Genomic DNA, 12,457 nt, shown 5'->3' on the forward strand with positions numbered 1-12,457 from the left:
CTTTTACAGGTTATCTTCATGATTGCGAAAATTTGAGAGACTCGAACACACATTAACTGTGTGTCGTTTCAATTTTTCAGCTTGATCCAGATTTTTAAAGAGCAAAACTTCGCAGTGAACCCTTTCAGGTACACTCTGAAGTTTTCTTAAGTAAATGTTCTACAGTATGGTGGAGCTATGCGGGATCGAACCGCAGACCTCCTGCGTGCAAAGCAGGCGCTCTCCCAGCTGAGCTATAGCCCCATACAGTGTAGTTAAACCTCATCCCCAATTCGTTTCCGGGCGCGGCGTGGTGAAGCGAAGCATACTTAGGTATGCGAGCTTTGCCACAACAAAGCACGGGAGCGAATTTGGTAGGCCTGAGTGGACTTGAACCACCGACCTCACCCTTATCAGGGGTGCGCTCTAACCACCTGAGCTACAAGCCTGTAGAGGTTTTACTGCTCGTTTTTCATCAGACAATCTGTGTGGACACTACAAAGGCAGGTTCTTTAAGGTAAGGAGGTGATCCAACCGCAGGTTCCCCTACGGTTACCTTGTTACGACTTCACCCCAGTCATGAATCACAAAGTGGTAAGCGCCCTCCCGAAGGTTAAGCTACCTACTTCTTTTGCAACCCACTCCCATGGTGTGACGGGCGGTGTGTACAAGGCCCGGGAACGTATTCACCGTGGCATTCTGATCCACGATTACTAGCGATTCCGACTTCATGGAGTCGAGTTGCAGACTCCAATCCGGACTACGACATACTTTATGAGGTCCGCTTGCTCTCGCGAGGTCGCTTCTCTTTGTATATGCCATTGTAGCACGTGTGTAGCCCTGGTCGTAAGGGCCATGATGACTTGACGTCATCCCCACCTTCCTCCAGTTTATCACTGGCAGTCTCCTTTGAGTTCCCGGCCGGACCGCTGGCAACAAAGGATAAGGGTTGCGCTCGTTGCGGGACTTAACCCAACATTTCACAACACGAGCTGACGACAGCCATGCAGCACCTGTCTCACAGTTCCCGAAGGCACAAATCCATCTCTGGATTCTTCTGTGGATGTCAAGACCAGGTAAGGTTCTTCGCGTTGCATCGAATTAAACCACATGCTCCACCGCTTGTGCGGGCCCCCGTCAATTCATTTGAGTTTTAACCTTGCGGCCGTACTCCCCAGGCGGTCGACTTAACGCGTTAGCTCCGGAAGCCACGCCTCAAGGGCACAACCTCCAAGTCGACATCGTTTACGGCGTGGACTACCAGGGTATCTAATCCTGTTTGCTCCCCACGCTTTCGCACCTGAGCGTCAGTCTTTGTCCAGGGGGCCGCCTTCGCCACCGGTATTCCTCCAGATCTCTACGCATTTCACCGCTACACCTGGAATTCTACCCCCCTCTACAAGACTCTAGCCTGCCAGTTTCGAATGCAGTTCCCAGGTTGAGCCCGGGGATTTCACATCCGACTTGACAGACCGCCTGCGTGCGCTTTACGCCCAGTAATTCCGATTAACGCTTGCACCCTCCGTATTACCGCGGCTGCTGGCACGGAGTTAGCCGGTGCTTCTTCTGCGGGTAACGTCAATTGCTGAGGTTATTAACCTCAACACCTTCCTCCCCGCTGAAAGTACTTTACAACCCGAAGGCCTTCTTCATACACGCGGCATGGCTGCATCAGGCTTGCGCCCATTGTGCAATATTCCCCACTGCTGCCTCCCGTAGGAGTCTGGACCGTGTCTCAGTTCCAGTGTGGCTGGTCATCCTCTCAGACCAGCTAGGGATCGTCGCCTTGGTGAGCCGTTACCTCACCAACAAGCTAATCCCATCTGGGCACATCCGATGGCAAGAGGCCCGAAGGTCCCCCTCTTTGGTCTTGCGACGTTATGCGGTATTAGCTACCGTTTCCAGTAGTTATCCCCCTCCATCGGGCAGTTTCCCAGACATTACTCACCCGTCCGCCACTCGTCAGCAAAGCAGCAAGCTGCTTCCTGTTACCGTTCGACTTGCATGTGTTAGGCCTGCCGCCAGCGTTCAATCTGAGCCATGATCAAACTCTTCAATTTAAGTTTGATGCTCGTAGAATTAAACTTCGTAATGAATTACGTGTTCACTCTTTGAGACTTGGTATTCATTTAGTGTCCGAGGACATTAAGAATCCATGTCACTTTGAGTGCCCACACAGATTGTCTGATAAATTGTTAAAGAGCAGTTGCGACGCGCTTCAGCGCTCTGTCGCGAGGTCCCGTATATTACGTTTTCCTCATTCAGAGTCAAGCATTTATTTTCGCTTTTCTCTGTCGGCGTTCATCACTGGTTTTCACCGGAGAACCCTGCTGACCCGGCGGCTTGCGTGCCGTTGTTCCGTGTCAGTGGAGGCGCATTATAGGGAGTTATTTCGGGCTGACAAGGGGAAATTTAAAATTATTTATCAACCGCGCAATTTTTATTCTTTACGCCTATTTTACCGTCGATTTGCTGGTTAGTTGAGCAATATCACGGGCAAAACTCGCGACCTGCTCCCAGTCGGTATAAATCACTTCTTTATTCGTATCCGTTTCGCCACCCGACATCTTCATAATGAGTTTTATCATGATGCGGTCATACCAGCGATAGCGAGGATAACGCAGCGCACCGGCAATGACTGCACAACGGTCAGGCCGCCATTGTGAATGCATTAAAAACTTGCGCGCGTAGCTGTTGGTCTGCGGCGTCCGCTTTTCTGGTTTCCGCGCAACCAGGTTGACCGAGAAAAATGCACTCGGCATACCGTTCAGGCGAGTAGCATGCTTTTTCACAAACGCCTGGAAAGCCGAATGGTAGTGACCGTAGCGAATTGACGCGCCGATCACCACCCGGTCGTAGCGTTCCCAGTCCGGTTCCTCGGTGTGATGCAAATCCATCACATCCGCCAAAACCCCAAGCTCTTTGAGCTCAGAAGCCAGATACGAGGCTATTTCGTGGGTTTGTCCATCCCGGGTTGAGAAAAGAATCAGTGTTTTCACGTGTTACTCCATTATTCACGCCAGAATGTCGGGGTAAAAAGTACCAACAGAGTGAAGACTTCCAGACGACCGAATAACATATTGGCAATCAGGATCCATTTCGCCACGGGATTCATGCTGGCGAAGTTGTCGGCTACAACACCCAGTCCGGGCCCAAGGTTGTTTAGCGTCGCCACGACGGAAGCAAATGCGGAAAAGTCATCCACACCGGTCGCGATAATAGCAAGCATACTGACAATAAATACCAGAGCATACGCCGAGAAAAAACCCCAAACTGCTTCGAGGATGCGTTCCGGTAGTGCCCGATTCCCCAGTTTGATGCTGTAAACCGCATTCGGGTGCACCAGACGCTTTAATTCACGATTGCCCTGTTTGAACAGTAAAAGGATACGAATAACCTTCAGCCCCCCGCCCGTTGAGCCGGCACAGCCGCCGATAAACGCAGAGCAGAGTAGCAGCACCGGCAGGAACAGCGGCCAGCGCGCAATACTGTCCGTTGTAAACCCGGCAGTGGTTGCCATCGACACCACCTGGAAAAAGGCCTGATTGAGCGTCGTGAGCGCGGAGTTGTAAATATCATGGAACCACAGCACGAGGGTACAAATGACCACCAGCGTTAACTGAACGCCAATGAACATGCGGAACTCCGGGTCACGCCAGTAGACCTTCAGACTACGCCCACTCAATAAAGAGAAGTGCAGGCCGTAGTTACAACCGGAGATTAAAAGGAAGATAGCGATAATCGTGTTAATCGTCGGGCTGTCGAAAAAGCCGACGCTGGCATCGTGGGTCGAGAAGCCGCCAATTGCGATAGTGGCAAAGCTGTGTCCAATAGCGTCAAACGCAGGCATCCCGGCGAACCACAGCGCGAGCGCACAGGCAACCGTCAGCAGAACGTAGATCAGCCACAGTGTTTTCGCTGTCTCCGCAATTCGCGGGCGCATCTTGTTATCTTTCAGTGGCCCGGGCATTTCAGCGCGATAGAGCTGCATCCCACCGACCCCAAGAATTGGCAGAATTGCTACCGCCAGCACAATGATCCCCATACCGCCAAACCATTGCAGCATTTGACGATAAAAGAGAATAGCGTGTGGTAAGGAGTCCAGTCCCACCAGCGTGGTTGCACCAGTGGTGGTCAAGCCGGAGAACGACTCAAAGAACGCATCGGTAATCGTCAGGTTCGGGCTTTCGGAGAAAATAAACGGTAGCGCACCCACGCTACCCAGCACGGTCCAGAACAGCACCACAATCAAAAACCCTTCACGGGATTTCAGCTCGCCCTTCTCGCGACGGTTCGGCCACCACAGCATAGAACCGATTGCTAGCGCGACAAAAAAGGTTTGTGTGAATGCACGCCCCGCCCCATCACGGTAGAGTAGCGCTACTAACCCAGGGAGGATCATTGTTCCCGAAAATAAGATGACCAGCAGTCCAACGATTCGGGTAATGGCGCGAAAATGCATCTCTGCCGCTTCCTTTGTTCTTTAAAATGAGATGGGGATTATTCTTCAACGGCTAACAATTGCAATGAACCACGGCTAAAATCTGCCAGCTTAGCGGTAAATTCATCCACTTTTGCATAAGGAAGCGCTACCCGCAGTAGAACGAACGCCTGATAATCACTGGCGACGATTTTACCGTCATGTTGTCCCAGCAGAGCCTCAACGCCAGCCAACTGGCCGTACTCACACTGCAAAGTATATTCGGTTAATGGCGTCTTGCGCTGTGTCGTTAACTGGCGTAACGCCTGACTGACGCCACCGCCATAGGCTTTCACCAGCCCACCCGTACCAAGAAGAATGCCGCCATAGTAACGCACCACGACGGCGGTGATCTCTCCAATACCGCTCCCCATCAGTTGGGCGAGCATAGGCTTACCCGCCGTCCCCGCAGGTTCGCCATCGTCGGAAAATCCTAACTGTTGCGAATCATCCGGCGCGCCCGCCACCCACGCCACACAATGGTGGCGGGCATCCGGGTGCGCCGCTTTCACTGATTCCACAAACGCTTTCGCCGCCTCTACACCGTCTGTATGGGCAAGACAGGTAATGAAGCGGCTTTTTTTGATCTCCTCAACGGCGGTGACGGGAGACGCAGGGATTAACCAACTTTCCATTACGCCAGTTTCAAATCCCGCGTCATGTTTTCAATATGATTGCCGTGAACGACCACATTATCTTCAATGCGAATGCCGCCGAACGGCTTCAGGGCTTCAATTTTTTGCCAGTTGAAGTGTTTACTGAACTGCCCTTCACGCCATGGCGCTAACAGTGATTCGATGAAGTAAATGCCGGGCTCGATAGTCAGAACCATTCCCGGTTCCAGCACGCGAGTGCAACGCAGGTATGGATATTTTGCCGGCGCAGCAAGATGGGTGCCGCTGTCATCCTGCATAAAGCCAGCAACATCATGCACCTGTAGTCCCAGCGGATGCCCAATACCGTGCGGCATAAACGGTCCGGTGAGATCGTTTTCGACCATCGCCTCTTCGCTCATGTCGGTGACGATTTCGTGTTTACGCAGTAGCTTTGCAATACGCTGATGGAATTGAACGTGATAATCCACATAGCTCATCCCCGCTTTCATCGTCGCGATCAGCGCCAGCTGTTCGTCATTAACATCTTTCACCAGCTGTGCGTAGTCGTTGTCGCTTTTTGCTGACCAGGTCCGGGTCAAGTCTGCCGCGTAGCCGTTGTACTCAGCGCCCGCATCCAGCAGGAAGCTGCGGATTTCAGACGGTGCCTGATGATCAAGCTTTGTATAGTGAAGTACAGAAGCATGCTCATTGAGCGCAACGATGTTGCTGTAAGGCACATCGGTATCACGATGACCGGTCGCCGTCAGGTAGGCCAGGTTGATATCAAACTCGCTCATCTCAGAACGGAATGCTTCTTCCGCCGCACGATGGCCACTCACCGCCATTTTCTGCGCTTCGCGCATACACGCCAGCTCGTAATCTGTTTTGTACGAACGATAATAATGCAGGTAGTCGATCACCCCTTTCGGATTGATATTGCTGGCAGCGATATCCAGTTGTAGCGCACGCTCCGGAACCGGACCAATATAGCCAATGTTGCCGCGTGCGGCAGGCAGTTGGCTACCAATTCCATCCGCTTTCGGCAGGGCAATCACATCCACTTCTTCTGTCCAGAAAGAAGTCGGCAGCGGCTCAACGTTATGCCAGTAATCGACAGGCAAATAGAACCATAATTTCGGTTTGTTAACCCCATCCACCAGCAGCCAGCAATTTGGTACCTGTGTCACAGGCACCCAGGCCTTAAACTGGGGATTAACCTTGAATGGATAAGGATGATCGTCAAGAAAGACATTAATCAGCTCACCGGAGTGAATAAGCAGCGCGTCCAGTTTAAAACGCGCCAGGGCGTCACGGGTTCGCTCTTGCAGGGTAACAATATGATTTTTATAGAGTGAGGCCAGCGATTCCATTTTCTATCCTTCTGATTTATTGACCTTAAGTCCCCGCATCTTAGCACATCGTTTCAGGAAGCGTGATTTCTGCCGAGCGTGATCGCATCGGCATTTCTTTAATCATTCATTTGCATTTTATTAACACAATATACACACTTTGCCTCATCTGGTATGACCAGATCACCTTGCGGATTCAGGAGACTGACATGCTTTACAAAGGCGACACCCTGTACCTTGACTGGCTGGAAGATGGCATCGCCGAACTGGTGTTCGATGCGCCAGGTTCGGTCAATAAACTCGACACTGCGACCGTCGCCAGCCTAGGCCAGGCGCTAGACGTACTGGAAAAACAGAAAGATTTAAAAGGGCTGCTGCTGCGTTCGAATAAAGCGGCCTTTATTGTCGGTGCGGATATCACCGAATTCCTCTCACTGTTTCTCGTTCCCGAAGAACAGTTAAGTCAGTGGCTGCATTTTGCCAATAGCGTCTTTAACCGTCTGGAAGATCTGCCGGTACCAACCATTTCTGCCGTCAACGGCTACGCGTTGGGCGGCGGCTGCGAATGCGTACTCGCCACCGACTACCGTCTGGCGACGCCGGACCTGCGTATCGGCCTGCCGGAAACAAAGCTGGGCATTATGCCGGGCTTTGGCGGTTCAGTTCGTATGCCACGAATGCTCGGTGCAGACAGTGCGCTGGAGATCATTGCCGCCGGTAAAGACGTGAGCGCCGAACAGGCGCTGAAAATCGGCCTGGTCGATGGCGTGGTAAAGGCCGAGAAGCTGATTGACGGCGCTAAGGCAATCTTGCGGCAGGCGATTAACGGCGATCTCGACTGGAAAGCGAAGCGTCAGCCGAAGCTGGAACCGCTGCGCTTAAGCAAAATCGAGGCCGCCATGAGTTTCACCATCGCCAAAGGCATGGTGGCACAAACCGCGGGTAAGCATTATCCGGCGCCGATTACCGCCGTGAAAACCATCGAAGCGGCCGCGCGTTTTGGTCGTGAAGAAGCGTTAAACCTGGAAAATAAAAGCTTCGTCCCGCTGGCGCATACCAATGAGGCTCGCGCGCTGGTCGGTATCTTCCTTAACGATCAATACGTGAAAGGCAAAGCCAAACAGCTGACCAAAAACGTTGAAACGCCAAAACAGGCGGCGGTGCTGGGTGCAGGCATTATGGGTGGCGGCATTGCCTATCAGTCGGCCTGGAAAGGCGTACCGGTGATCATGAAGGATATCAATGATAAATCCTTAACGCTGGGGATGACTGAAGCCGCCAAGCTGCTGAATAAACAGCTTGAGCGCGGCAAAATTGACGGTCTGAAGCTTTCCGGTGTGATCTCGACAATCCACCCGACGCTGGACTATAGCGGTTTCGACCGCGTGGATGTGGTTGTTGAAGCGGTCGTTGAGAACCCGAAAGTGAAAAAAGCGGTGCTGGCGGAAACTGAAGATAAAGTCCGTCCGGACACCGTTCTGGCATCGAATACCTCTACCATTCCCATCAGCGAGCTGGCGAGTGTGCTGAAGCGCCCGGAAAACTTCTGCGGCATGCACTTCTTTAACCCGGTTCACCGGATGCCGCTGGTTGAGATCATTCGCGGCGAGAAAAGCTCCGATGAAACCATCGCCAAAGTGGTGGCCTGGGCCAGCAAAATGGGCAAAACGCCGATCGTGGTTAACGACTGCCCAGGATTCTTTGTAAACCGCGTGCTGTTCCCTTACTTCGCCGGTTTCAGTCAGTTGCTGCGCGACGGTGCGGACTTCCGCAAGGTCGACAAAGTGATGGAAAAACAGTTTGGCTGGCCGATGGGCCCAGCATATCTGCTGGACGTTGTCGGCATCGACACCGCCCATCATGCCCAGGCGGTGATGGCGGCAGGCTTCCCGCAGCGTATGCAAAAAGATTACCGCGACGCGATCGATGCACTGTTTGATGCCAACCGCTTTGGCCAGAAAAACGGCCTCGGATTCTGGCGCTATAAAGAAGACAGCAAAGGCAAACCGAAGAAAGAAGAAGATGCTGCCGTCGATGGCCTGTTGGCTGAAACCAGCCACGCAAAACGCGACTTCAGCGAAGAAGAGATTATCGCCCGCATGATGATCCCGATGGTCAACGAAGTAGTACGCTGCCTGGAAGAAGGCATTATCGCCAGCCCGGCAGAAGCCGATATGGCGCTGGTTTACGGTCTGGGCTTCCCTCCGTTCCACGGCGGTGCGTTCCGCTGGCTGGATACGCTCGGAAGTGCAAAATATCTCGACATGGCACAGCAGTATCAACACCTCGGCCCACTGTATGAAGTGCCGGAAGGTCTGCGCAATAAAGCGCGTCATAACGAACCGTATTATCCCCCGGTTGAGCCTGCCCGTCCGGTTGGCGACCTGAAAACGGCTTAAGGAGTCACAATGGAACAGGTTGTAATTGTTGATGCGATCCGTACCCCAATGGGCCGTTCGAAAGGGGGCGCATTTCGCAACGTGCGTGCGGAAGATCTTTCCGCTCACTTAATGCGTAGCCTGCTGGCCCGTAACCCGGCGCTGGATCCAGCCGCGCTGGACGATATCTACTGGGGTTGTGTCCAACAGACGCTGGAGCAGGGTTTTAATATCGCCCGTAACGCCGCGCTGATGGCAGAGGTTCCACACTCTGTCCCGGCCGTCACGGTTAACCGCCTGTGCGGTTCATCGATGCAGGCATTACATGATGCGGCGCGGATGATCATGACCGGCGACGCGCAGGCATGCCTGGTCGGCGGCGTAGAACACATGGGCCATGTGCCAATGAGTCACGGCGTGGACTTCCACCCTGGCATGAGTCGTAACGTAGCGAAAGCGGCTGGGATGATGGGCCTGACGGCAGAGATGCTGTCTCGTATGCACGGTATTAGTCGTGAAATGCAGGATGCCTTTGCCGCACGTTCCCATGCCCGCGCCTGGGCCGCCACGCAGTCCGGGGCGTTTAAAAATGAAATCATCCCGACCGGTGGTCATGATGCCGACGGCGTGCTGAAGCAATATAACTTTGACGAAGTTATCCGTCCGGAAACCACCGTTGAAGCGCTGTCTGCACTGCGTCCGGCATTTGATCCGGTCAACGGTACGGTCACCGCCGGTACTTCTTCAGCACTTTCGGATGGCGCAGCGGCCATGCTGGTCATGAGCGAAAGCCGGGCGCGTGAGCTGGGGCTGAAAATCCGTGCCCGCGTGCGTTCCATGGCGGTTGTGGGCTGCGATCCCTCAATCATGGGTTACGGTCCGGTTCCGGCCTCGAAGTTGGCATTGAAAAAGGCCGGCCTATCCGCCAGCGACATCGGTTTGTTCGAGATGAACGAAGCGTTTGCTGCACAGATCCTGCCGTGCATTAAAGATCTGGGGCTGATGGAGCAGATCGACGAGAAGATCAACCTTAACGGTGGCGCGATCGCGTTGGGTCACCCGCTGGGCTGTTCGGGCGCACGTATCAGTACCACACTGCTGAACTTAATGGAGCGCAAAGACGTGGAGTTTGGTCTGGCAACCATGTGTATCGGGTTGGGCCAGGGCATCGCGACGGTGTTTGAGCGAGTTTAATCATCATAATGCCGGGGGCGCTGCGCTTTCCCGGCCTACGAAATGTTATCTCAAAGCCATTGGTGCCAATGGCGAAGAGAGAAAGTTTAGTTGCCGTTCTTCCCGCCTGTCAGGGGCGGGCTTTTTCTTTAAATAAAAGCGAACGCATCGCCAAAAAGACGATCTTCACGCGCGCTACGTTCATTGCAGAACAGGTCGCGGGCAATTTTCGCCATTTCAAAACGCCCGGCGATGTAAATGTCATGCTCTGCCAGCGATCCATAATCCTGCATCACTGCCGTTAATACCGTTCCGGTACGCCCACGCCAGCCGGCTTCAGGCTGTTCAACCACGGGCTCAATGCGCAGGCCTGGATGATTCACCGACAGCGCCTCAAGTTCAGACAGGTCGTACAGGTGTTTCTCTTCACGCCCCCCCCAATAGATAGTGACATCCCGGTTCGGATTGCGAGCCAGCGCGGTCAGCAGAATCGAACGCACGTAGGAAAAGCCAGTACCGCCAGCAATCAGGATCAGAGGACGCTCTTCATCGTCACGCAGCCACGCTTCACCGTGAGGAATATCGACAATAACTTCATCGTCTTTCAGGATGCGATCCATCACCGCTTTGGCATAGAGGTTAATTTCAGACGCGCCAATGTGGAGTTCAATAAACCCCTTTTCATCAGGCGTGGATGCCATTGAAAACGGGCGCTTATCCCGCTCGTCCATCACGACCATTAAATATTGACCAGCACGAAACGAAAATGCCGCTTCGGGGACTAAACGGACACGGTATACGGTATCGGTGATAGCTTCTACCGAGGTCACTTTACAGCTTAAGGTTGTCATGCGCTCCCTCTATGGGTCTGTAGGGCAAAACGAGCGCCTCAGGCGCCTTTACCGTCATTAAAAATGGCCAGTTCATCCCAAATCGCATCGATACGCGCGGTGACTTCAGGATCTTTTTTAATAGGTCGTCCCCACTCGCGTTGGGTTTCGCCCGGCCATTTGTTCGTGGCATCCAGCCCCATTTTTGAACCCAGTCCGGAAACGGGCGAGGCAAAATCCAGATAATCAATTGGCGTGTTTTCAACCAACACCGTATCCCGAGCAGGATCCATACGGGTAGTAATTGCCCAAATTACATCGTTCCAGTCGCGTGCGTTGACGTCATCATCACAAACGATGACAAACTTAGTGTACATAAACTGGCGCAAAAATGACCAGACGCCCATCATGACGCGTTTAGCATGCCCGGCGTACTGTTTTTTAATGGTGACGACAGCAAGGCGATAAGAACAACCTTCAGGCGGCAGATAAAAATCAACAATTTCCGGAAACTGCTTTTGCAAAATGGGCACGAACACTTCGTTGAGCGCCACACCGAGTACTGCGGGTTCATCCGGCGGACGACCGGTATAGGTAGAGTGATAAATTGCGTCTTCACGCTGGGTAATGTGCGTAACGGTAAAGACCGGGAAGCTGTCCACTTCGTTGTAATAACCGGTGTGATCGCCATAAGGGCCTTCCGGCACCATCTCGCCCGGATCAATATACCCTTCCAGCACTATTTCCGCGCTGGCGGGCACTTCCAGATCGTTTGACAGGCATTTGACTACTTCAGTTTTGGTGCCACGCAGCAGGCCCGCAAACGCATATTCAGAAAGCGTATCCGGCACGGGCGTCACTGCCCCCAGGATGGTGGCCGGGTCTGCACCCAGCGCCACAGAGACCGGGAAACGCTCACCCGGATGGGCCGCGCACCAATCCTGATAATCCAGCGCGCCGCCGCGATGGGACAGCCAACGCATAATCAGTTTATTTTTGCCGATCAACTGCTGGCGATAGATTCCTAAGTTTTGCCGCTCTTTATGCGGACCCCGCGTCACAGTTAGTCCCCAGGTAATGAGCGGTGCAGCATCTTCCGGCCAACAGGTCATAATGGGAATGCGGCTTAAATCCACGTCATCGCCTGAGACAATTTTTTGCTGACAGGGTGCGCCGCGCAGTCGCTTCGTCGGCATATTCAGCACTTGCTTAAACTGCGGCAGCTTATCAAACAGGTCACGAAAGCCTTTCGGTGGCTCAGGTTCTTTCAGAAATGCCAGCAGCTTACCCACTTCCCGCAGCGCAGAGACATCTTCTTGTCCCATACCCATCGCAACGCGCTTTGGCGTACCAAACAGGTTACACAACACGGGCATCGAATAACCCTTAGGGTTTTCAAACAGCAGCGCAGGCCCACCGGCACGCAGCGTGCGGTCAGCAATTTCCGTGATTTCCAGGTATGGATCCACCGGTAGCGAAATGCGTTTGAGTTCGCCCTGTTGTTCAAGCAGCGTCAGGAAGTCGCGTAGATCGTGATATTTCATGGCGTCCATTATGGCCTCTTCGTAAGCATCTCATTATACGGTGTTCATCTTCGTGATGCTGTAATTTTGTTAAATTAGCGTGAACTCTGGCGGCCGACGCAGAGACATTAAGCGCAGCCAACTCAGAT

Annotated in this window: 8 protein-coding genes, 2 tRNA genes and 1 rRNA gene; 2 read left to right on the top strand and 9 right to left on the bottom strand. The window is 53.2% G+C overall.

Annotation, left to right across the window (positions count from 1 at the left end; all coding sequences use genetic code 11):
• Positions 1–167 precede the first annotated feature (167 nt).
• The 7 genes from HVY19_RS19985 to pepQ form a co-directional block, all read right to left on the bottom strand.
• Positions 168–243, bottom strand: a tRNA-Ala gene (locus HVY19_RS19985).
• 108 nt (positions 244–351) lie between these two features.
• A tRNA-Ile gene (locus HVY19_RS19990) sits at positions 352–428 on the bottom strand.
• Between the two features lie 69 nt (positions 429–497).
• Positions 498–2,039 (bottom strand): 16S ribosomal RNA (locus tag HVY19_RS19995).
• Positions 2,040–2,432: 393 nt separating this feature from the next.
• Entirely contained in the window at positions 2,433–2,978 is a 546-nt protein-coding gene (gene hemG / locus HVY19_RS20000) for a menaquinone-dependent protoporphyrinogen IX dehydrogenase (RefSeq protein ID WP_181682309.1), read from the bottom strand.
• 11 nt (positions 2,979–2,989) lie between these two features.
• Positions 2,990–4,441 (bottom strand): Trk system potassium transporter TrkH, encoded by a 1,452-nt coding sequence (gene trkH / locus HVY19_RS20005; RefSeq protein ID WP_181682310.1) that lies wholly within the window; start codon positions 4,439–4,441, stop codon positions 2,990–2,992.
• A gap of 38 nt (positions 4,442–4,479) precedes the next feature.
• Entirely contained in the window at positions 4,480–5,094 is a 615-nt protein-coding gene (locus tag HVY19_RS20010; RefSeq protein WP_181682311.1) for an IMPACT family protein, read from the bottom strand.
• Positions 5,094–6,425: a Xaa-Pro dipeptidase gene (gene pepQ / locus HVY19_RS20015; protein WP_181682312.1), complete on the bottom strand. Its 1,332-nt coding sequence runs from the start codon at positions 6,423–6,425 to the stop codon at positions 5,094–5,096. The genes HVY19_RS20010 and pepQ overlap by 1 nt, the downstream gene beginning before the upstream one ends.
• A gap of 188 nt (positions 6,426–6,613) precedes the next feature.
• Here pepQ and fadB point away from each other — a divergent pair, with 188 nt between their 5' ends.
• Together fadB and fadA are read left to right on the top strand one after the other, a co-directional pair.
• A complete protein-coding gene (gene fadB / locus HVY19_RS20020; protein WP_181682313.1) occupies positions 6,614–8,803 on the top strand; it encodes a fatty acid oxidation complex subunit alpha FadB in 2,190 nt (729 codons plus the stop codon).
• Between the two features lie 9 nt (positions 8,804–8,812).
• Entirely contained in the window at positions 8,813–9,976 is a 1,164-nt protein-coding gene (gene fadA, locus HVY19_RS20025) for an acetyl-CoA C-acyltransferase FadA (RefSeq protein WP_181682314.1), read from the top strand.
• Positions 9,977–10,104: 128 nt separating this feature from the next.
• On the opposite strand, the gene fre is transcribed toward fadA, so the two are convergent.
• On the bottom strand, positions 10,105–10,806 hold the full coding sequence (fre, locus tag HVY19_RS20030) for an NAD(P)H-flavin reductase (protein ID WP_181682315.1): 702 nt from the start codon (positions 10,804–10,806) through the stop codon (positions 10,105–10,107).
• A 38-nt stretch (positions 10,807–10,844) separates the two neighbouring features.
• The gene (gene ubiD / locus HVY19_RS20035) at positions 10,845–12,338 is read right to left on the bottom strand and encodes a 4-hydroxy-3-polyprenylbenzoate decarboxylase (RefSeq protein WP_181682316.1); all 1,494 of its coding nucleotides are present in this window, start codon (positions 12,336–12,338) and stop codon (positions 10,845–10,847) included.
• Positions 12,339–12,457 lie beyond the last annotated feature (119 nt).

The sequence above is a fragment of the Citrobacter sp. RHB25-C09 genome, from assembly GCF_013836145.1.
GTDB lineage: Bacteria > Pseudomonadota > Gammaproteobacteria > Enterobacterales > Enterobacteriaceae > Citrobacter_A.